Raw genomic sequence first — 19771 nt, 5'->3', positions numbered from 1 at the left:
GCGACTCAGGCCGCGGCTGGGCTGGGCTCGGTCTTGGGGTTGTCCTTCGCTCCGGCCGTGGCACCCGTCTTCGGCCCGGTCTTCGAGGCATCTTTGGGGGTGTCGGCGTCCGTGGTGGGCGCGTTCTTCTTTTTCTTCGGCTTGGTGACCTTCACCGGCGGCGCGTCGGGATCGGTCTTCGGCTTGGTCGACTTGACCGGTGGCGTGTCCGGATCTGACTGCGGCTTGGTCGATTTCGGTTCAGGGTCGGTGGCGTCGGCCGGCTTCTGATCGGTGTCGGTGGCCGGCGTCGCGGCGGGCGATTGCGCCGGCTCGCTCTTGACGTCGGCCTTCGGGTCCGTCTTGACGTCGGTCTTCGGGTCGGTCTTCACGTCGGTCTTGGTGTCGGTGTCGTCGACCTTCGTGCCCGCCGCGGGCTTGTCCTCGACCGTCGCCGCCACGGGCGCCAGAGTCGCGGTCTTCTTGGCGGAGACATCCAGAGTGGTCACCGGGGGAGTGACCGCTGGTGTCGCCGCCAGGGGCGGCAGGTGCAGTTCGGCCCGGATGTCGTCGACGAAGTTGTTGGCGCCTTCCTGCAGGGCACCGGGTATCGCGTTCAGCGTCTCGACGATCTTCGACAGCGGCGTGAACAACGAGAACGGTGTCTTCTTGGCCGGATTCAGGTTGTCGCGGTCGGTGTAGCCCATGTCGACCAGCACCCGCAGCAGCGGCTCGACAGCGTCCAGCAGCGGTTTGACCAACGGTGTCAATCCGATGGCTCCGGCGCCGATGCGCAGCGGCACCAGCAGCGGCAGATCGGGAGTCCTGATGAACACGTAGGTGTCCGTGCCGCCGGCGCCGTTGTCGGGCACGACGGTGATGATGGCGGGCGTGGTGCCGGGGATGTACGAGTCGTAGTACGCATCGGGGTGTGCGTACATCACGCCGAGCAGGCTGTTGGCCAACGAGAGTGGATTGAAATAGGCCGGGAAGTCGGCGTACGGGTCGTACTCACGCGTATAGAACGTGGTGTCGTAGGGCGACGGTGCGGACGGGCCCTGATTGTTGACGATGAAGGGCACATTCATGCCGGGGAACCGCTCGAAGATGCCGCCGTTGCCGGCGAACGGCGAGCCGATCATCACGAACGACAATTGCGATGGCGCGGGGCCGGTGCCATTGGCCAGCAGCCGACGTTTGGCCCACTCGGCGCCCAGACTGCCTTCCGAATAGCCGGCGACGATCAGCTGCTCGCCAGGCCGGGACGTGATGGCGTCGTACACCTTCGGCCCGGAGACCGTCGTGCTCGCCGACAGCTGGATCGACGCCGGGTAGTTGATGGGCAGGTAGGCGTAGCCGGGCGGCACGACGGTGTGGTTGAGCTTGGCCGGGATGTTGGCCGACGTCGGATCGCCCCGGCCACCGATGCCGATCACGGTGTTCATCAGGCCGACGACGAAGCTCGACGTGATGTTGGTGGCCGGACTCACGAGCAGTGCACAGCACAGTGCGACCAACAGGAAGACGCGTGGCATTCCGCGAACGGCAGGACTGATGGCCGGCAACATCTGCACTGACATCGACGCTCCCCCGACTAGGCGTGAACCGGACGCTACTCCCGCGACCAGGCCTTTAGATGGGAATTTGCAACTTCCCCCGGAACAGAAAACGGGTGGTGTTCCGATAATCCGGAACACCACCCGTGTCTCTCGTGAGTGCCTGCTAGGGGCAGGTCACCTCGATCTCGAAGGGCTTCTTGGTGGGCTCCATCGGGTTGGCCATGTCGACCCCGGTTGCGGTGCCGCTGATCTTGTAGGTCTTGCCGTCCTTGGTGGCCTTGGCTTCGCCGCCCGGGACACCGTCGGTGTAACCCAGGGTGACGCCGTTGACGGCGCCCAGGCCGACGGTCTTGACGACCGGCGGGTCGGCGTCGGTCAGGGTGACGCCCAGGCCGCCCGAGGCGTTGCCGATGGCGATGACCAGGTTGCCGGCCGCCGTGGTGCAGCCGATCTGGCCCTGAACGTCCTGGGCCTTGCCGTCGATGCTGACCTTCGCGGTGCCGGAGCCCGCGGTGGAGTTACCCGCAGCCGACGACGCCGAGGCCGACGCGGTGGCCGACGAGCCGGACGACTTCTTGTCATCCTTGGAACAGCCGGTCAGACCGGCGGCCAGAACCGCGGCACCAGCGACCGCGACAACCAAACCACGCTTCATAACTTGTGCTCCTAATTTGTGCGAACCGTCCGGACGGCGGGTCATCCAGTGCATTATGGGGTCCGCCAACCGCCCTTTCACCAAATTCACAGAAAATCCCTGTAACCGTCCTGACCTGTTTGTTTCCGCGTAGTTAGCCGGCATTCGGGAGTCGGGGCGGACAATTGATTGAATACAGCGGTGAGTCAGCAGTTCTTCGAAGTCACCGCGCAGCTGCCGGGCCGGCGCGGCCGGGCCGGCGTGATCCACACTCCGCACGGTGACATCCAGACCCCGGCGTTCATCGCCGTCGGTACCGCGGCGACGGTCAAGGGCGTCCTGCCGGAGACCATGAAATCGCTTGGGGTGCAGGCGCTTCTGTCCAACGCCTACCACCTGTACCTGCAGCCCGGGCCCGATGTTGTGGACGAGGCGGGCGGGCTCGGCGCATTCATGAACTGGCCCGGGCCGACGTTCACCGACAGCGGCGGCTTTCAGGTGATGTCGCTCGGGGTGGGCTTCAAGAAGGTGCTGGCCATGGACACGGCCCGGTTGCAGGCCGACGACATCATTGCCGAGGGAAAAGAGCGGCTGGCCCATGTCGACGAAGACGGCGTGACGTTCCGCTCGCACCTCAACGGCGACAAACACCGCTTCACACCCGAGGTGTCCATCGGCATCCAGCACCAGCTGGGCGCGGACATCATCTTCGCCTTCGACGAGTTGACCACCCTGGTGAACACCCGTGCCTATCAAGAACGTTCGGTGGAACGCACCCACCGGTGGGCGGTGCGCTGCCTGGCCGAACACCGCCGACTGAGCATCGAACGCGCGGGCAAGCCGGCGCAGGCGCTGTTCGGGGTGGTGCAGGGCGCGCAGTACGAAGACCTGCGCCGCCAGGCCACCAAGGGGCTCGTCGGCATCGTCGACGACGACGGGCACGGCTTCGACGGATACGGCATCGGGGGCGCGCTCGAGAAGCAGAACCTGGCGACCATCGTCGGCTGGGTCACCGACGAACTGCCCGACGACAAACCGCGGCATCTGCTCGGTATCAGCGAGCCCGATGACCTGTTCGCCGCCATCGAGGCCGGCGCCGACACCTTCGACTGCGTGTCGCCGTCGCGGGTCGCCCGTAACGCCGCGATGTACTCGGCGACCGGCCGTTTCAACGTCACCAACGCCCGGTTCAAGCGCGACTTCAATCCCATTGACGCCGAATGCGATTGCTACACCTGCGCCAACTACACCCGGGCGTACATGCACCACCTGTTCAAGGCCAAGGAGATTCTGGCGTCCACGCTGGGGACGATCCACAACGAGCGGTTCATCATCCGGCTCGTCGACCAGATCCGCGCCGCGATCGGCGCCGGTGAGTTCGACGAGCTGCGGGACCACGTGCTGGGGCGCTACTACGGGTCCCGATAGCTGGCCACCTGCGGCGATCCGGCGCTGTGCACAATTGCTTGTATGACTGGTGCACCCGGAGTGATCGACCCGCAAACCTTGCTTCTCGGGTTGATGGATCCGGGCAACCGGGCCGATCCGTACCCGCTGTACGAGCGATTCCTGGACAGCGGACCGCTGGCACTGCCCGACGCGAATCTGGTGGTGTTTCCCGGCTTCGCCGAGTGCGACGAGGTGCTGCGGCACCCGGCATCGGCCAACGACCGGTTGAAGTCGACGCTGACGCAGAAGCAGATCGCCGCCGGCCAGCGGCAGGCCCGGCCCTTCGGTGAACCGGGGTTCCTGTTCCTCGATCCGCCGGACCACACCCGGCTGCGCGGGCTGGCACAGAAAGCGTTCGCGCCCAAGGTGATCAAGGCGCTCGAGGCCGACATCGTGACCATGGTGGACGGGCTGCTCGAGGGTGTCACGGGCACGATGGATGTGGTGGCCGACCTGGCCTATCCGTTGCCGGTTGCGGTGATCTGCCGGCTGCTCGGGGTGCCGATGGCGGACGAGCCGCTGTTCAGCCGGGCGTCGGCGTTGCTGGCAGGCGGGTTGGACCCGTTTGTCGCGGTCGACGACGAGACGGCCGATGACACCGCCGACCTGATGGAGGCCGGCCTCTGGCTGCGCGGGTATCTGCGGGACCTCATCGAGGAGCGGCGTAGCTCGCCGGGGGAGGACCTGATCTCCGCGCTGATCGCCGCCGAAGAGGACGGCGACCAGCTGACCTCCGAAGAGATCGTCGCGACCTGCAATCTGCTGCTGATCGCCGGGCACGAGACCACGGTCAACCTCATCGCCAACGCGGCGCTGGCCATGCTGCGGCACCCGCAGCACTGGGCGGCGCTGGCGGCGGACCCGTCGCGGGCGTCGGCGATCGTCGAGGAGACATTGCGGTTCGATCCGCCGGTGCAGCTGACCAGCCGCGTCGCCGTGGAGGACATCCAGATCGGCGACGTGGCGGTGCCCAAGGGCGACATCATGATGCTGCTTCTGGCTGCCGCGCAACGGGATCCGCGCATGTACGACCGGCCCGGCGAATTCGACCCGGACCGTGGCGTGATCAAGCATCTGGCGTTCGGCAAGGGTCCGCACTTCTGTCTCGGCGCGCCGCTGGCCCGGTTGGAGGCGTCGGTCGCGCTGTCGGCGCTGGCGGCGCGATTCCCGAACGCGCAGCTGGCCGGTGAGCCCGTGTACAAGCCCAACCTGACGCTGCGAGGCCTGGCGAGCCTGCCGGTCACTGTCTGACCCGGGCCATTACCCTCGCGGACATGCCTTCAGTTCTCGTCACCGGCGCCGGTCGCGGCATCGGGCTGGCCATCACGCAGCACCTCGCCGCCACCGGATGGGACGTCATCGCCGGAGTGCGCAGCAAGGCCGACGCCGCCGCGGTCGTGGCGCTGGCCCCGCAACGGATTTCGGCGGTGATCCTCGATGTCACCTCCGAAGATGACGTCGCGGCCCTGTCGGCGGCATTGCCGGACCGGCTCGACGCAGTGGTGAACAACGCCGGCATCGTTGTTGCCGGTCCCGTCGAGACACTGACCCCGGCGGACTGGCGGAAGCAGTTGGACGTCAACGTGGTCGGTCAGTTCGCCGTGACGGCGGCGGTGCTGCCCAAGCTGCGGGAGTCCCGGGGCCGCGTGGTGTTCATCTCCAGCGTCAACGGCCAGCTGTCGACGCCGATGATCGGCGCCTATGCGGCGTCGAAGTTCGCGCTGGAAGCCGGTGCCGAGGCACTGCGAATCGAACTGCGGCCCTGGGGTGTCCCGGTGGTGGTCGTGGAGCCCTCGCAGACCGATACGGACATGTGGCGCAAGGCCGACGACATGGTCACCGAGCTCGAGGCCGGCGTTTCGCCGGCGCACCACGCGCTGTACGGCCGGCATATCGCGGGCATGAAGAAGATGGTGCCGCTGTCGCAGAAGATGGCGGTCGATCCGGCGAAAGTCGTTGCGGTGGTGGAGGAAGCGCTCACCGCGCGGCGGCCCAAGGCGCGGTACATCGTCGGGCTGGGGCCGAAGTTGCAGGCCGCGCTCATGACGAACATCCCGGCGTCCGTCCGCGGGTTCTTGCTGGCCAAGGTCTTCGGAGTGCCGCGGCGGGTGTGACGACTCCGGGCTTCTCGCCGGCAGCGTTTTAGGGTCAGAAATTTGTCGTACCGTTCTGCTTTGATGGTGTCATGTCCAGCACGGCAACGGCTTTCGAGGTTGAGGCGCCGTCGCCGTGTGAGCGTTTCGATGCGTTGTCGGTTGAGGTGTCGGAGCTGATCGGTCAGCGCAACGCAATTGACGGCCGTCTGGTGGAGATCGTGGCCGAGATCGACCGCGACGGGCTGTGGGGCGCGACGGGCGCCCGGTCATTGCCGTCGTTGGTGGCGTGGAAAACCGGGGTGTCGCCCCGCAATGCGGAAGTCATGGTCGCGGTGGCGCACCGCCTGGAGGAGTTCCCGCGGTGCGCTGAGGCGATGCGGGCGGGCCGGTTGTCGTTGGATCAGGTTGGGGTGGTCGCCGAACACGCGGCCGACGGTTCGGATGAGCATTACGCCCAGTTCGCCGAGAGCGCCACGGTCACCCAGTTGCGGACTGCGGTGAAGCTGGAGCCGCGCCCCGATCCCGAGCCGGAACCGGCGCCGGAGCCGGAGCGGTCGATCCGCAAGACCAGCCATGAGGACGGGTCGGCCACGTACAAGATCCGGCTGCCGAAGTTGGAGGCGGCGAAGTTCGATGCCGCGGTGGCGTCGCATCAGGATGCGTTGGTGGCGGACTGGAAACGCGACCACGAGAATTCAGAAACCGGTGACCCGGTGTCGGATGTGGTGCCGCCGTTCCCGAACCAGGTCGATGGGTTCATGAGCCTGATTGAGGCCGGGTGGGACAGCGATGTGGAACGTCGTCCGCATGGGCAGCACACCGCCGTGGTGGTGCACTTTGACCTCGAAAAGCGCGCGGCCGCATTGCATCTGGGGTTGCTGCTCACCGACGAGGAACGCCGGCTGTTGTTGTGCGATGCGACGTGCGAGGTGTGGCTGGAGAAACATGGTCAGCCGATTGGCGCCGGGCGCAGCACCCGCACCATCAGCCGCCGCCTGCGCCGCGCCCTGGAACACCGCGACCGCTGCTGCCGGGTCCCCGGGTGCGGGGCCACCCGCGGCCTGCATGCCCATCACATCATTCATTGGGAGAACGGCGGGGACACCGAGCTGCACAACCTGGTGCTGGTCTGCCCGTATCACCACCGGTTGCATCACCAGCGGGTCATCACCATCACCGGTCCGGCTGATCGGCTGGTCGTCACCGATGCCGCGGGCCGCCAACTCGACGGCGGATCCCTGGCAAGGCCACCCACCACCCCCTTCCCTGATGTGCCGCCCTGCCCCGGACCCACCGGGGAACGCGCCCAATGGTGGTGGTACCAACCCTTCGAACCACCACCCACACCGTCGACCAACTAGACGCCTACTCGGGCCGGAAGATCCACGGCTCGCGCGGCAGCCTGGCCGGGTCGAACTGCGCGAGCATGCCGTCGAGCGTCGTGGCGGTGTAGTCCAGCGACGCCGCGATCTGTGCCAACGCCGCCTCCGCGCCGATCTCCGAAACCGTCACCGCGCCATCGCGTTTGGCGAGTCGCTTGCCGTCGGCGTTGAGAACCAACGGAACATGCGCGTAGACGGGCGGCGAATAGCCCAGCAGCGCAGCCAGATACGCCTGTCGCGGCGAGGACGAGAGCAGATCGTCGCCGCGGACCACTTGGTCGATGCCCTGCGCGGCGTCGTCCACCACGACGGCCAGGTTGTAGGCCGGGACGTTGTCGCCGCGGCGCAGCACGAAGTCGTCGACGACGCCGGTGTAGCTGCCGTGCAGCAGGTCGGTGACGGTGTATTCGGCTGTGTCCGAGCGTAATCGGATGGCCGGCGCCCGGCCGGTGGCCCGGCGTTGGGCACGCTCGTCGGCGCTGAGGTTCCGGCAGGTGCCCGGATACGCGCCTTCCGGCGCATGCGGGGCCCGCGGCGCCTGCAGGATGTCCTTTCTGCTGCAGAAGCATTCGAACGTCAGGCCGCGCTCGGTGAGGTCGTCGACGACGGCGAGATAGCGGCCCCCGTGCGAGGCCTGGTATTCCGGTGGTTCATCCCAGGTCAGCCCGACAGCCGCCAGATCGTCCAGCTGCCGCTGCGCCACTTCGGGGAACGTACGGTCGTCCAGATCCTCGACCCGTACCAGGAACCGCCGGCCCGTGGACCGCGCGAACAACCACGCCAGCACCGCGGTGCGCACGTTGCCGATGTGCAGATCGGCGGACGGGCTCGGCGCGAACCGGCCGGCGGGGGAATGGGACACGACCGCAATGTAACGCGCCGTGCGATGAGATTGCCCACTCGCGCCGGTCTACGTGAGTATGAGGAGTGTGGACCTACCCGTGCAGCCACCGATAGACCCCATGCTGGCCAAGGCCGCCGCGAAGGTGCCGGACGAGGCCGGGCTGTGGTCATACGAACCGAAATGGGACGGGTTCCGCGCCCTGGTGTTCCGCGACGGTGACGAGGTGGTGCTGCAGTCGCGCAACGGCAAAGAGCTGGGTAGGTACTTCCCGGAACTGCTCGCGGCGCTGCGGGACGAGATCGCGCCGCGGTGTGTGCTCGATGGTGAGGTGGTGGTGCCGCGGGAGATCAACGGCCGTATCCGGCTCGACTGGGAATCGCTGAGCCAGCGCATCCATCCCGCGGCCAGCCGGGTGCAGATGCTGGCCGAGCAGACGCCGGCGCATTTCATCGGATTCGACGCGCTGGCCGACGGTGACCGCGGCCTGCTGGCCGAGCCGTTCCGCGTCCGCCGCGCCGCTTTGCAGGACCTGGTGAGTGAGAAGCAGTGGTGTCACGTCACGCGGACCACCGAGGATCCCGAACTGGGCGCGCATTGGCTGACGACGTTCGAGGGTGCGGGACTGGACGGCGTGATCGCCAAGCGTCTCGACGGCGCCTATCTGCCGGGCAAGCGGGAGATGATCAAGGTCAAGCACGCCCGCGACGCCGATTGTGTGGCGATCGGTTATCGCATCCACAAGAGCGGCGAGGGTATCGGGTCCATCCTGCTCGGGCTCTACACCGACGCCGGCGATCTCCATATGGTCGGTGGCGCAGCGTCTTTCACCGTGAAAGACCGGATTGCATTGTTGGCCGAATTGGAGCCGCTGCGCACCGGGGATGCCCAAGATGGTGAACCGAGCCGCTGGAATTCGGCCGCCGACAAGACCTGGATTCCGATTCGTCCGGAGCGGGTATGCGAGGTGGCATACGACCAGATGGAGGGAAACAGCGTGCATGGCAGACGGTTCCGGCACACGGTGAAGTTCCGGCGCTGGCGCCCGGACCGGGATCCGGAGAGCTGTACCTTCGACCAGCTCGACGTGCCGCTCAACTATGACCTCTATGACGTCCTGGAGAACTCGTGATGGCAAGCGCCGCAGAAGAACTCGACGTCGACGGCGTCGCCGTCCGGTTCACCAACCCGGACAAGGTGTACTTCCCGCAGCTCGGGAGCAAGGGCACCAAGCGCACCATGGTCGACTACTACCTGGCGGTCGCCGACCGGATGGTGACACTGCTGCGGGACCGGCCCACTCATCTGCAACGCTTCCCGGACGGCATCGAAGGTGAGGAGATCTACCAGAAGCGGGTGCCGGTGAAGCGTCCCGACTATCTGAAGACCTGCACGGTGACCTTCCCGTCGGGCCGCACCGCCGATGCACTCAAGGTGACGCATCCCTCGGCCATCATCTGGGCCGCGCAGATGGGCACCATCACGCTGCACCCTTGGCAGGTGCGCTGTCCGGACGTCGAACACCCCGACGAACTGCGCATCGACCTCGATCCGCAGCCGGGGACCGGGTTCAAAGAAGCCCGGGAGATCGCGACCGGGGTGCTCAAACCGATCCTCGACGAACTCGGCCTGACCGGTTATCCCAAGACGTCGGGCGGCCGCGGCGTCCACGTCTTCGTCCGGATCAAGCCGGAGTGGGACTTCATCGCCGTGCGCCGGGCCGGTATCGCCTTGGCCCGTGAGGTGGAGCGGCGCGCGCCCGATGCGGTGACGACGTCGTGGTGGAAGGAGGAGCGCGGCGAGCGACTGTTCATCGACTACAACCAGAATGCCCGGGACCGGACCTTCGCCTCGGCGTACTCGGTGCGCAAGACGCCGATCGCGACGGTGTCGACGCCACTGTCGTGGGCGCAGCTCGCCGACGCCGACCCCGACGACTACACCATGGCCACGGTGCCGAAACTGCTTGCGCAGCGCGATGATCCGTGGGCCGGCATCGACGACGTGGCGCATTCCCTGGAGCCGTTGCTCGACATGGTGCAGGCGGACGAGGACCGGGGGCTGGGTGATCTGCCGTATCCGCCGAACTATCCCAAGATGCCGGGGGAGCCGAAGCGGGTGCAGCCGAGCAAGGACCGGGACCTCAAGGACTCCTAGGACCGGGTGATCACGGGGAACACGTGTGCGTCACGCCCTGCGGGCTGGGCAGTGCCTGGAGATCATCGGTGCCGCAGCCGAGCGCCGTTGCCGAGACCAGCAGTGCCAGCACGGCGAGGTAGCGGAGGGGCTTTCCACGCCACGAACGGGTATTCACCTGGTGTTCCGATGAGTCGCTGACGCCAGGTGAAATATTTTGCTGGTTTCGCACAATGCCACCTCCTCAGTGTGAATATTGCCTAGTTACTGGCAACCTACCGGTAGGCACCGTTTGGTAGCCAGAAATCGCCGAACAAGTTCGCTGAGATCGTACATTGGCGCATATTGACGATCGCGGCGGCTCCGGGCCGATCCACTGGGTAGATTGCTGCCCATGACTGGAAGTTGGGGCACCGTGTTGACCGGGCTCGTTCCGCTCGGACTGGTGGTGGCGCTGTCGCCCATCACCGTCATCCCGGCGGTGTTGGTCCTGCAGGCGCCGCGACCCCGGCCGACGGGACTGGCGTTCCTCGCCGGCTGGGCCGTCGGCCTGGCGGTGGTGACGGCCGTCTGCGTCCAGGCCTCACACCTGCTCGGTGGCGCGCACCATGACCACAAGTCGCCGCCCGAGTGGGCGTCGTGGCTGCGGGTGGTGCTGGGCGCCGCGCTCATCGTCTTCGGTATCTATCGTTGGTTCACCCGGCACGACAGCACCGATTCGCCGGGCTGGATGAAAAAGATCGCGACCCTCACCCCGGCCCGCGCGGCGGCGATGGGTGGGGCGCTGGTCGCGGTGCGCCCCGACGTCGTATTGATCTGTGTGCCAGCCGGATTGGCGATCGGCACCGCGGGGCTCGGCCTCGAGGGTGACTGGCTGGCCGCAGCCTTCTTCGTCATCGTCGCCGCGTCGACAGTGGCGATCCCCACCGTGGCCTACGCAATCGCCGGTGCCCGGCTCGACGACACGATGCGGCGGCTCAAAGATTGGATGGAGAAGAACAACGCCGCACTGATGGCGGTGGTGATGGTCGTCATCGGCGCGATGGTGCTGCACAACGGCGCACGTGCGCTCGGGTGGCTCTAGGGCAGCCCGAGGCGACAGCTGTTCCTGACCGGAAAACTCCGGTAGAGACGCCGTCGCGCGGATGCCCAGGTCACAGACCTGCGCATCCGCGCGACAGTGTGAAAAGAATTGTGGCTGGTGCGAAGCGGTCCGCACCAGCCGACTGAGCTTTCGGGCTCAGTTAGACCGCGGTGACTCCGGTCGCAGCCGGGCCCTTGCTGCCCTGACCGACCTCGAACTCGACCCGCTGGCCCTCGTCGAGGGTGCGGAAACCGTTGCTCTTGATCTCCGAGTAATGGACGAACAGATCCTTGGAGCCGTCGTCGGGAGTGATGAAGCCGAAGCCCTTCTCACTGTTGAACCATTTCACAGTTCCCTGTGGCATATACCAACTTCTCTCATGTAGAGCGGACGTTAGGAAGAAACGTCCGCTCGGCATCTTAGCTCAGTTCGATGCCCGTGCGCACCCTGAACTGCACATATCGATGTCAGGTGTGAACCGGCCTTCCGCGGGGTATGCGGACGGCAGGAGAGCGCCGGCCTCCGCTGTCTGCCGGCCCCGGCCCGGAAGTGACGGACATGCGACTGGTTGCGGCCGTGCTCGCTGTCGTTTCCGTCCTCCTCGCGACGTCGTGCGCGCCCGCGCAGCGCGTTGACCTGGGCCGGGATGCGGGATACCTGATCGCCGCGATCTCCGGCGAGCCCGACCAACTCGATCCGCAGAAAACCAGCGCGTACTTCTCCTTCGAGGTTCTGGAGAACGTCTTCGACACCCTCGTGGAACCGGACGCCGACCTGATCATGCGGCCCGCCCTCGCGCAGTCGTGGGACGTCTCTCCTGATCAACTGGCATGGACGTTCCACCTGCGGCCCGGCGTCACGTTCCACGACGGCAGCCCGCTCGCCGCGTCGGACGTCGTCTACTCCTACCGCCGGATCATCGACGGCAAGCTGGCCAATGCCGACAAGCTCAGCGCCGTCACCGACGTCACCGCCACCGACGACCACACGGTCCGGATCACCGTGGCCCACCCGACGCCGAACCTGCTGACCAATCTCGGGGGGTTCAAGGGCGTGGCGATCGTGCAGCGTCGCAACGTCGAGGACGGGCAGATCGCGAGCCACCCCATCGGCACCGGGCCGTTCGCCTTCGCCGGCCAGCGCAGTGGAGATGCGATCACGCTGCGCGCAAATCCGGGCTACTGGGCCGGGGCCCCGCGGATTCCGGGCGTGACGTTCCGCTTCATCAGCGAGCCGTCGACGGCGCTGTCGGCGCTGCAAGCCGGTGAGATCGACTGGACCGACGCGGTGCCGCCGCAGCGGATCGCCCAGCTGCGGGGCGATGATTCGCTCCATCTTGCGGTGACGCCGAGCAATGACTACTGGTACCTGGCCCTCAACGAGGCCCGGCCGCCGTGGCAGGACGTGCGGGTGCGGCAGGCCGTCGCCTACGCCATCGACCGGGCCTCGATCGTGCAGGCCACCAGTTACGGTGCGGCGCAGGCCAATCAGCTCGCGATCCCGCAGGGCAACCCGTGGTACACGCCCTATGACAAGTACCGCTACGACATCGACCACGCCAAGGCGCTGCTGCGGCAGGCCGGTTCGGCGCCGGCCGCCATGGACCTGCTGGTCACCAGCGAGTACCCGCAGACGGTCACCGCCGCCCAGGTGATCGCCGACAACCTTGCGCCGCTGGGCATCCGGGTCACCATCCGCACCGTCGATTTCGGGACGTGGCTCGACGAACAGCACAACGGCCACTTCGACATGCTGATGATGGGCTGGCTCGGCAACATCGACCCCGACGACTTCTACTACGCGCAGCACCACACCGGCGGTGCGAGCAATGCCCAGAAGTTCTCGGATCCGCGCGTCGACGCGCTGCTGGACGCCGGCCGTACCGAGACCGATCAGCAAGTGCGGCACCAGGATTACACGCAGGCCGCGACGCTCATCGCGGACCAGGTGAGCTACCTCTACCTGTACAACCCTGCCGTGGTGCAGGCCTGGTCGCCGCGGCTGACGGGCTATGAGGCCAGGCGCGACAAGGCAATTCGTTTCCGGGGCGCGGTACTCGGGGGTGACCGGCCATGACCATCCTGCGATTCCTGGCCCGCCGGCTCGTCTACTCGCTGGTGGTTCTGGTGGGCGTTCTCATCGTGGTGTTCGCCCTGGTCCATCTGGTTCCCGGTGATCCGGTGCGCATCGCCCTGGGCACGCGGTACACGCCCGAGGCGTACGACGCCCTGCGGCATGCGAGTGGTCTGGACCGGCCGCTGGCCGCCCAGTTCGTCAACTACCTCGGCCATGCCGCGACGGGGAATCTCGGCGTCAGCTTCCGCAGCGGTGACCCGGTGGCCCAGGTGCTGGCCGAACGGTTGCCCGCCACCGTCTCCCTGGCCGTGGTCGGCATCGTCCTGGCGCTCGTGATCGCGCTGCCGGCCGGTATCTACGCGGCCGCGCACGAGGGCCGGCTCAGCGACGTGATCGTCCGCGTCACAAGCCAATTCGGGGTATCCGTCCCGGACTTCTGGCTGGGCATCCTGCTCATCTCGCTGTTCTCCACGGTGCTGGGCTGGTTGCCGACATCGGGCTACCGGCCGCTGCTCGACGATCCGGCGGGCTGGCTGCGCCACGTGATCCTGCCGGGCCTGACCGTGGGCCTGGTGGCCGCGGCGATCATGACGCGCTACGTCCGCGCCGCGGTGCTGGAGGTGTCCGCGATGGGTTACGTCCGGACCGCGCGCTCGAAAGGCCTACCGCCACGGGTGATCACGCTGCGACACGTCGTGCGCAACGCCCTGGTGCCCATCCTCACCATCACCGGTATCCAGCTGGCGACGATTCTCGGCGGTGTCATCGTGGTCGAGGTGGTGTTCGCCTGGCCGGGCCTGGGCCGGCTGGTCTACCTTTCGGTGGCCGCGCGTGACTACCCCGTGATCCAGGGCGCGGTGCTGCTCATCGCGGTCCTGTTCCTGACGGTCAACCTGGTGGTGGATGTGCTGTACGCCCTTGTCGACCCGAGGATTCGGCTGTCATGAGACTGCGCACGAACCCCGTCACCGTGCTCAGCGCCGCCGTCGTCGCGGCCGCTGTGGTCGTTGCCGTGGGCGCCGGGTGGCTGGCGCCGTACGGCATCAACGACGTCGACGTACCGCAGGCACTGCGGCCACCGAGCGGCGCACACTGGTTCGGCACCGACGAGCTGGGCCGCGATGTGCTGTCCCGCGTGCTGACGGGCCTGCAGGCGTCGATGACGGTGGCGGTGGTCAGCGTGGCGTGCGCCGCGGTGGTCGGCACCGCGCTGGGTGTCATGGCCGGGTACCGCGGCGGCTGGCTGGACACCGTGGTGATGCGGGTCGTCGACGTGATGTTCGCGTTCCCGGTGCTGCTGTTGGCCATGGCGATCGTCGCGGTGCTCGGGCCCGGGCTGGCGACGACGATCGCCGCGATCAGCGTCGTCTACGTGCCGATCTTCGCGCGGGTGGCCCGGGCCAGCACCCTGGCGGTGCGGGAGGAACCGTACGTGGCGGTGTCGCGCACCATGGGCACGGGGACGGCCTACATCCTGGCCCGGCACGTCCTGCCGAACATCACCGGGCCGCTCATCGTCCAGACGTCGCTGTCGCTGGCGTTCGCCATCCTGTCCGAGGCCGCGCTGTCCTTCCTGGGGCTGGGCATCCAGCCGCCGCAGCCGTCGCTGGGCCGGATGATCTTCGATTCGCAGGGCTTCGTCACACTGGCCTGGTGGATGGCGGTGTTCCCCGGCGCCGCGATAGTCGTCATCGTGCTGGCCTGCAACCTGCTCGGTGACGGGCTGCGTGATGTCCTCGATCCCAAGCAGCGCACGATGATCGAAGCGCGGCGGCAGTCATGAGCGTGCTGTCGGTCGACGATCTGTCCGTCCGGATCGGGCGCCGCGACATCGTGCGCGGTGTGTCGTTGGTCGTCGAGCCCGAGCAGACGCTCGGCATCGTCGGTGAGTCCGGCTCGGGGAAGTCGACGACGGTGCTCGCCGCGACGGGACTGCTCGACGCGCCCGGTGCGATCGTGACCGGATCGAGTCTCCTTGGCGGACAACAGGAACTCGTCGGCGCCCCGGCACGGACGTTGCGGCGCGTGCACGGCGGCCGGATCGGGTTCGTCTTCCAGGATCCCGGAACCTCGCTGAACCCGCTGCTGACCATCGAACGGCAGATCACCGAATCTCTTGAAACACACAAGCAGGTGACCCGCCGGCACGCCGCGGTGCGCGCCCTGGAACTGCTGGAGGCCGTGGGCCTGCCCGACCCGCAACGGCGGCTGCGCAGCTATCCGCATCAGCTCTCGGGCGGCCAGCGTCAGCGGGTGATGATCGCGATCGCCCTGGCCTGCGACCCTGAACTGCTGATCGCCGACGAGCCGACGACGGCCCTCGACGTCACGACACAGGCCCAGATCATCGAGCTGGTGAGGGAGCTGCAGCGCGGGTTCGGTACCGCCGTGGTGTGGATCAGTCACGACCTCGGGGTGATCGGCGAGGTCGCCGACACCATCACCGTGCTGCGCGGCGGTGCGGCCGTCGAACAGGCACCGGTCGACGCGATATTCGATGCGCCGCAGCAGGCCTACACCCGCGAATTGCTCGATGCCAGGCCGGTTTTGGGACACCCCGCCCGCGAAGTTCCGGACACCCCGACACTGCTGGACGTCTCCCATCTGGACGTCAGGTTTCCCGTGAGCACGCCGACGGGCCGGATGGTGGTCCACGCGGTCAAGGACGTGTCGTTCCGCATCCGCCGGGGGACGACCCTCGGGCTGGTGGGCGAGTCGGGTTCGGGAAAGTCGACCGTGGCGGCCGCGCTGACCGGTCTCGTCGCGCCCGACGGCGGTCGCGCACTCCTCGACGGCACCGACGTGCTGACGGTCAAGCGCCGTGACCGCAAGGCGGTACGCCGCCGGATCGCTCTGGTGTTCCAGGATTCGTTCTCGTCGCTCAATCCGCGTATCCCGGTGGGTCTTTCGATCGCCGAGCCCTTGGCGGGTGCGGCCAGGGACCGACGGGCGCAGGTGCGTGAGCTGCTGGACTCCGTCGAGCTCCCGGCGGACTACGCGGCACGGTATCCGCACGAACTGTCGGGCGGCGAGCGGCAGCGCGTCAACATCGCCCGGGCGCTGGCCGTGGCGCCCGAGCTGTTGATCCTCGACGAAGCGACCGCGTCACTCGATGTCTCGGTGCAGGCCAAGGTGCTGGACCTGCTGACCCGGCTGCAGCAGGACCGTGGCCTGACCTACCTGTTCATCGGCCACGACCTGGCCGTGATCGAGCGGATGAGCCACGACGTCCTGGTGCTGCGCGGCGGCGAATCGGTGGAATACCGCTCTGCCGCCGAGTTGTTCGCGCATCCGGAACACGAGTACACGCGCGCGTTGCTCGCAGCGGTGCCTCCGGCGCGTCCGGGGCGTGCAACGATGACCTGATGCGCGCGGTGATCTTCGAGCAGTTCGGTGGCCCCGTGGACGTCAGGTCGGTGGCCGACCCGACGCCGTCGCCCGGCGGCGTCGTGGTGCAGGTGCACGCAACCGGGTTGTGCCGCAGCGACTGGCACGCCTGGGCCGGGCACGACGACGGCGTCGCCCTCCCGCATGTGCCCGGACATGAACTGGTCGGAGAAGTGGTCGCGGTCGGCACCGACGTCCGGCGCTGGCGGGTCGGTGACCGCGTCACCACACCGTTCGTGTGCGGGTGCGGCACCTGCGAATGGTGTGCCGGCGGCCAGGCGCAGGTGTGCCCGGACCAGACCCAGCCGGGTTTCACCCACTGGGGCTCGTTCGGTGAGTACGTGGCGCTGCACGCGGCGGACACGAATCTCGTTGCGGTGTCGGAAGATATCGACGACGCCGCGGCGGCCGCGCTGGGTTGCCGCTTCGCCACCGCCTACCGCGCGCTGCGGGCCCGTGCCGACGTCAAGCCCGGCGAGTGGGTCACGGTGATCGGTGTCGGGGGTGTGGGCCTCAGCGCTGTCCAGGTGGCGGCCGCGGCCGGTGCCAACGTCATCGCCGTCGACCGCACGCCGGCGGCACTGGAACTCGCGCGCAGCCTCGGTGCCGCCGAGACCGTCCTCGCCAACGGCGCCGAGGTGGCGCCAGCGGTGCACGAGATCACCGGCGGCGGTAGCCATGTCGCGGTCGACGCGGTGGGCACCGCGGGGACGTGCGCCGATGCGATCCACAGCCTGCGCCGGCAGGGACGCCATGTGCAGGTGGGCCTGCTGCCCAACGTCGACGGGCATCCGCAGGTGCCCATGGATCGCGTAATCGCTTGGGAATTGGATGTTTTGGGGTCGCATGGCATGGCCAGCGCGGACTACCCCGAGATGCTCGACCAGGTCGCGGCGGGCAAGCTGCGCCCGCAGGCGTTGGTCGAGCGGGTGGTGGGGCTCGCCGAAGGCGCGCGCCTGCTGCCGGAGTTCGGCGCCGCCAGCCCGGTGGGAGTCACGTTGATCGACCCCCGGCGGGCGTGACGGTCAGGGGACCGGCACACCTTCGCGCAGGAAGTACACGCCCGCGATGGTGCCATCGGGATGGATCTTCACCCGGAACTGGCCGGGCATGCGGTCCATCTGCAGCGGGACGTTCACCACGGTGAGGTCGCCGCGCGCGGTGTCCTCGGGGCCGCCGTGCGACTGGTACGCCCCGAACGTGCGCTGGTAGCCGTCCCATACCTGCTGTAATGCCTTGGGGGACAACCGTTTCTGCAGCTCCGGATCGAACCGCGCGGTGACGGCGGCGTAGTTGCCCGCGGCGATGTCGTCGATGGCCGTCATGGCCACCTGGTCGGGTGCGTCGGCCGCTGCCGCGACCGGTGCTCCGCCGAGAGCGACGCCGATCCCGAGCGCCGCGATCGCGGCTGCCACTGTGTTCCGACGCTGGTGTTTGGACTGTTCTCCCCGCCACATGAGGGCCAGCCTATGCGCTCGTGCCCCATTTGCCATTGACGAGACCGCCGGTACCGCCTAGTTTTGACTACATACGTTGTCAACGGTGACAAGGAGTACGCGCGATGTCCCTGCCGATCCCGGCACGTCATCCCGACCGGCCGCAACCGGTACCTGCGGCGATCGGTTCGTTCGCCACCATGCTGGCCATCGGGAAGCCCGACGCCACGCAGTGGCAGCGGCTGGGCGAACGCCTCAATGTGGGCGACGAACCCATGGATGCCCTGGTCGCCTGGATGTCGGAGCAGGGGACGAAGCAGCTGCGGCCGCTGTTCGACCGCGCGCTCACCGACGGCATCGCCACCGTTCCGGAGGCGCCGGAGCCGCTGCGCCGGTTCTTCGAAGAGGTCGAGGCGACCCCGGACTGGGTCGACCCTGAAGCGCTGCGGATCGGACAGCGCACGTTGCGCCGGGGCGGTGCCGACGGCATGTACATCGCCCGGGACGTCGCGCTGTTGGGCGGCTACCAGTTCTCCGGTTTCAACCAGACCCTGCTGCGCACCGGAGCCCTGGAAAAGGGCTCCAACCAGCGGTTCGCCGAAACCATGCAGTGGGCGCTCGACGTGATCGACGCCGGCGGGCTGGAGAAGTTCGGTTCCGGATACCGGTCCACCGTCCGCGTCCGCTTCGTACACGCCATGGTGCGACGGCATGTGCAGGCGATGCCGGACTGGCGCGCCGAGCAGTGGGGCCTGCCGGTCAATCAGACCGACATGGCGGCCACGCTGGTGGGCGCCCTGATCGCGCCGGTTCTCGGCGGCCTGGCCATGGGCATCGTGGCCACACCCGCCGAGTTGAGCGCCATCGCGCACCTCACGCGCTACGTCGGCTGGTTGATGGGCGTGCAGGACGAGTGGCTGCCACGGTCCTTCCGGGACAGCGTCCGCATCCTCTATCACACGTCCACCGCACTGGCGGTCTCCGACGAGACCACCAAACAGCTGTCGGTACCGATGGCGCGTGACCCGCTGAGCTGGCATTACCGCGGTGCGACGGGCCTCCGCCGGCGGCTGGCGTGGGCGCAGCACCTGTCGGTGACGACGGCCTTCCTGGGCCCGCGGGTGATGCGCACGCTGGGGCTGCCGTCCTACATGCCGCCGTGGTACCCGGTGCTCCGTATCCCCGTCAACGGCGTGCGCAGCATCGCGGCGCTGGTGCTGCCGGGCGGTTCGGACCGCGCGGCAGACCGCGGGCTACGCGAGCAGAAAGCCCTGCTGCGCACCATGATCGGCGGGGATGAGGCGACCATCGGGGCGTCGGCGTCCCACCTGCGCGGGGTGGCGTGAGTACGGCGGCCTGAGTACTACGGCAGTGGCGCGACGGGAGCGACGCAGGCCGGCTCCACCGGCGCCGGGTCGCGCCATGCGTGGCTGCCGGACATCAATGCGACGGTGAACGCCTCCAGGAGTCCGACCACGACGACGGGCCACATGGCTCCGGCCAGCACGCTCGTGAGGAGCTGGTGGTCGGGTCGCTCGTCGTTGCTGAATCGGCGGCCGAGGAGATACGTCGCCAGGGTCACCACAGCCCATATCGCTGTGTACGCCTCCACGTAGAGGTGGACCACTGGGCTACTCCCTTTGACCGGGTAACCGCCGCGTGAACAGCTGTGACCGAAGGCTCATTTGCAGGTGAATGTGTCGCCAATCTAA

General features: G+C 67.8%; 20 protein-coding genes. 13 read left to right on the top strand and 7 right to left on the bottom strand.

Features of this window, described 5'->3' with window-relative positions:
- Positions 1-5 precede the first annotated feature (5 nt).
- Both ACZ5IQ_RS27075 and ACZ5IQ_RS27070 read right to left on the bottom strand, forming a co-directional pair.
- Complete coding sequence (locus ACZ5IQ_RS27075) at positions 6-1559, bottom strand: PE-PPE domain-containing protein (protein ID WP_464480534.1); 1554 nt, start codon at positions 1557-1559, stop codon at positions 6-8.
- Positions 1560-1701: 142 nt separating this feature from the next.
- On the bottom strand, positions 1702-2193 hold the full coding sequence (locus tag ACZ5IQ_RS27070) for a lipoprotein LpqH (RefSeq protein ID WP_133426124.1): 492 nt from the start codon (positions 2191-2193) through the stop codon (positions 1702-1704).
- Positions 2194-2373: 180 nt separating this feature from the next.
- Between ACZ5IQ_RS27070 and tgt the strand changes: the two genes are divergently transcribed.
- The 4 genes from tgt (at position 2374) to ACZ5IQ_RS27050 (ending at position 7078) form a co-directional block, all read left to right on the top strand.
- Positions 2374-3600 carry a tRNA guanosine(34) transglycosylase Tgt gene (gene tgt, locus ACZ5IQ_RS27065; protein WP_464480533.1) on the top strand — a complete coding sequence of 409 codons (1227 nt, stop codon included), beginning with the start codon at positions 2374-2376 and terminating at the stop codon, positions 3598-3600.
- 42 nt (positions 3601-3642) lie between these two features.
- Positions 3643-4872, top strand: coding sequence for a cytochrome P450 (locus ACZ5IQ_RS27060; RefSeq protein WP_464480532.1), 1230 nt, complete (start codon positions 3643-3645; stop codon positions 4870-4872).
- 23 nt (positions 4873-4895) lie between these two features.
- Positions 4896-5735, top strand: coding sequence for an SDR family NAD(P)-dependent oxidoreductase (locus ACZ5IQ_RS27055; protein WP_061000411.1), 840 nt, complete (start codon positions 4896-4898; stop codon positions 5733-5735).
- A 71-nt stretch (positions 5736-5806) separates the two neighbouring features.
- Entirely contained in the window at positions 5807-7078 is a 1272-nt protein-coding gene (locus ACZ5IQ_RS27050) for an HNH endonuclease signature motif containing protein (protein WP_464480531.1), read from the top strand.
- 4 nt (positions 7079-7082) lie between these two features.
- On the opposite strand, the gene gluQRS is transcribed toward ACZ5IQ_RS27050, so the two are convergent.
- The gene (gluQRS, locus tag ACZ5IQ_RS27045; RefSeq protein WP_464480530.1) at positions 7083-7961 is read right to left on the bottom strand and encodes a tRNA glutamyl-Q(34) synthetase GluQRS; all 879 of its coding nucleotides are present in this window, start codon (positions 7959-7961) and stop codon (positions 7083-7085) included.
- Between the two features lie 58 nt (positions 7962-8019).
- Here gluQRS and ACZ5IQ_RS27040 point away from each other — a divergent pair, with 58 nt between their 5' ends.
- Positions 8020-9072 (top strand): ATP-dependent DNA ligase, encoded by a 1053-nt coding sequence (locus tag ACZ5IQ_RS27040; RefSeq protein ID WP_464480529.1) that lies wholly within the window; start codon positions 8020-8022, stop codon positions 9070-9072.
- Entirely contained in the window at positions 9072-10097 is a 1026-nt protein-coding gene (gene ligD / locus ACZ5IQ_RS27035; RefSeq protein WP_464480528.1) for a non-homologous end-joining DNA ligase, read from the top strand. Before ACZ5IQ_RS27040 ends, ligD begins: the two co-directional genes overlap by 1 nt.
- Positions 10098-10107: 10 nt before the next feature.
- Here ligD and ACZ5IQ_RS27030 read toward each other — a convergent pair whose 3' ends face one another.
- Positions 10108-10254 carry a hypothetical protein gene (locus tag ACZ5IQ_RS27030; RefSeq protein WP_464480527.1) on the bottom strand — a complete coding sequence of 49 codons (147 nt, stop codon included), beginning with the start codon at positions 10252-10254 and terminating at the stop codon, positions 10108-10110.
- A 216-nt stretch (positions 10255-10470) separates the two neighbouring features.
- Here ACZ5IQ_RS27030 and ACZ5IQ_RS27025 point away from each other — a divergent pair, with 216 nt between their 5' ends.
- Positions 10471-11160, top strand: a complete 690-nt coding sequence (locus tag ACZ5IQ_RS27025) for a GAP family protein (RefSeq protein WP_061005497.1) — start codon at positions 10471-10473, stop codon at positions 11158-11160.
- A gap of 160 nt (positions 11161-11320) precedes the next feature.
- Here the strand turns inward: ACZ5IQ_RS27025 and cspE are convergent, their stop codons facing one another.
- Positions 11321-11524 carry a transcription antiterminator/RNA stability regulator CspE gene (gene cspE, locus ACZ5IQ_RS27020; RefSeq protein ID WP_043402873.1) on the bottom strand — a complete coding sequence of 68 codons (204 nt, stop codon included), beginning with the start codon at positions 11522-11524 and terminating at the stop codon, positions 11321-11323.
- Between the two features lie 194 nt (positions 11525-11718).
- On the opposite strand from cspE, the gene ACZ5IQ_RS27015 reads away from it, so the two are divergent.
- The 5 genes from ACZ5IQ_RS27015 to ACZ5IQ_RS26995 are packed head-to-tail and all read left to right on the top strand — an operon-like array spanning position 11719 to position 17645.
- Entirely contained in the window at positions 11719-13236 is a 1518-nt protein-coding gene (locus tag ACZ5IQ_RS27015; protein WP_464480526.1) for an ABC transporter substrate-binding protein, read from the top strand.
- Positions 13233-14183 carry an ABC transporter permease gene (locus ACZ5IQ_RS27010; RefSeq protein WP_464480525.1) on the top strand — a complete coding sequence of 317 codons (951 nt, stop codon included), beginning with the start codon at positions 13233-13235 and terminating at the stop codon, positions 14181-14183. The genes ACZ5IQ_RS27015 and ACZ5IQ_RS27010 overlap by 4 nt, the downstream gene beginning before the upstream one ends.
- Positions 14180-15019 carry an ABC transporter permease gene (locus ACZ5IQ_RS27005; RefSeq protein WP_464480524.1) on the top strand — a complete coding sequence of 280 codons (840 nt, stop codon included), beginning with the start codon at positions 14180-14182 and terminating at the stop codon, positions 15017-15019. Before ACZ5IQ_RS27010 ends, ACZ5IQ_RS27005 begins: the two co-directional genes overlap by 4 nt.
- On the top strand, positions 15016-16602 hold the full coding sequence (locus ACZ5IQ_RS27000) for a dipeptide ABC transporter ATP-binding protein (RefSeq protein WP_464480523.1): 1587 nt from the start codon (positions 15016-15018) through the stop codon (positions 16600-16602). Before ACZ5IQ_RS27005 ends, ACZ5IQ_RS27000 begins: the two co-directional genes overlap by 4 nt.
- Complete coding sequence (locus ACZ5IQ_RS26995; RefSeq protein WP_406774021.1) at positions 16602-17645, top strand: zinc-binding dehydrogenase; 1044 nt, start codon at positions 16602-16604, stop codon at positions 17643-17645. The genes ACZ5IQ_RS27000 and ACZ5IQ_RS26995 overlap by 1 nt, the downstream gene beginning before the upstream one ends.
- A 3-nt stretch (positions 17646-17648) precedes the next feature.
- On the opposite strand, the gene ACZ5IQ_RS26990 is transcribed toward ACZ5IQ_RS26995, so the two are convergent.
- On the bottom strand, positions 17649-18038 hold the full coding sequence (locus tag ACZ5IQ_RS26990) for a DUF3887 domain-containing protein (protein ID WP_406774022.1): 390 nt from the start codon (positions 18036-18038) through the stop codon (positions 17649-17651).
- 146 nt (positions 18039-18184) lie between these two features.
- On the opposite strand from ACZ5IQ_RS26990, the gene ACZ5IQ_RS26985 reads away from it, so the two are divergent.
- Positions 18185-19405: an oxygenase MpaB family protein gene (locus ACZ5IQ_RS26985; RefSeq protein WP_406784005.1), complete on the top strand. Its 1221-nt coding sequence runs from the start codon at positions 18185-18187 to the stop codon at positions 19403-19405.
- 17 nt (positions 19406-19422) lie between these two features.
- Here the strand turns inward: ACZ5IQ_RS26985 and ACZ5IQ_RS26980 are convergent, their stop codons facing one another.
- Positions 19423-19686, bottom strand: a complete 264-nt coding sequence (locus tag ACZ5IQ_RS26980; protein ID WP_212807396.1) for a hypothetical protein — start codon at positions 19684-19686, stop codon at positions 19423-19425.
- Positions 19687-19771 lie beyond the last annotated feature (85 nt).

Source organism: Mycobacterium toneyamaense, assembly GCF_055384815.1.
The sequence above is the reverse complement of the archived record's forward strand: the minus strand, read 5'-3'. Positions and strand labels throughout refer to the sequence as shown.

What these genes read in the sequence shown, in the direction of transcription:
- ACZ5IQ_RS27025 (WP_061005497.1), top strand. Translation starts at nt 10,471, where the DNA reads ATGACTGGAAGTTGGGGCACCGTGTTGACCGGGCTCGTTCCGCTCGGA.
- ACZ5IQ_RS27055 (WP_061000411.1), top strand. Translation starts at nt 4,896, where the DNA reads ATGCCTTCAGTTCTCGTCACCGGCGCCGGTCGCGGCATCGGGCTGGCC.
- ACZ5IQ_RS27075 (WP_464480534.1), bottom strand. Translation starts at nt 1,559, where the DNA reads ATGTCAGTGCAGATGTTGCCGGCCATCAGTCCTGCCGTTCGCGGAATG.
- ACZ5IQ_RS27040 (WP_464480529.1), top strand. Translation starts at nt 8,020, where the DNA reads ATGAGGAGTGTGGACCTACCCGTGCAGCCACCGATAGACCCCATGCTG.
- ACZ5IQ_RS26985 (WP_406784005.1), top strand. Translation starts at nt 18,185, where the DNA reads ATGTCCCTGCCGATCCCGGCACGTCATCCCGACCGGCCGCAACCGGTA.
- ACZ5IQ_RS27010 (WP_464480525.1), top strand. Translation starts at nt 13,233, where the DNA reads ATGACCATCCTGCGATTCCTGGCCCGCCGGCTCGTCTACTCGCTGGTG.
- ACZ5IQ_RS27050 (WP_464480531.1), top strand. Translation starts at nt 5,807, where the DNA reads ATGTCCAGCACGGCAACGGCTTTCGAGGTTGAGGCGCCGTCGCCGTGT.
- ACZ5IQ_RS27000 (WP_464480523.1), top strand. Translation starts at nt 15,016, where the DNA reads ATGAGCGTGCTGTCGGTCGACGATCTGTCCGTCCGGATCGGGCGCCGC.
- ACZ5IQ_RS27060 (WP_464480532.1), top strand. Translation starts at nt 3,643, where the DNA reads ATGACTGGTGCACCCGGAGTGATCGACCCGCAAACCTTGCTTCTCGGG.
- cspE (WP_043402873.1), bottom strand. Translation starts at nt 11,524, where the DNA reads ATGCCACAGGGAACTGTGAAATGGTTCAACAGTGAGAAGGGCTTCGGC.
- ligD (WP_464480528.1), top strand. Translation starts at nt 9,072, where the DNA reads ATGGCAAGCGCCGCAGAAGAACTCGACGTCGACGGCGTCGCCGTCCGG.
- ACZ5IQ_RS27005 (WP_464480524.1), top strand. Translation starts at nt 14,180, where the DNA reads ATGAGACTGCGCACGAACCCCGTCACCGTGCTCAGCGCCGCCGTCGTC.
- ACZ5IQ_RS26995 (WP_406774021.1), top strand. Translation starts at nt 16,602, where the DNA reads ATGCGCGCGGTGATCTTCGAGCAGTTCGGTGGCCCCGTGGACGTCAGG.
- ACZ5IQ_RS27070 (WP_133426124.1), bottom strand. Translation starts at nt 2,193, where the DNA reads ATGAAGCGTGGTTTGGTTGTCGCGGTCGCTGGTGCCGCGGTTCTGGCC.
- ACZ5IQ_RS27015 (WP_464480526.1), top strand. Translation starts at nt 11,719, where the DNA reads ATGCGACTGGTTGCGGCCGTGCTCGCTGTCGTTTCCGTCCTCCTCGCG.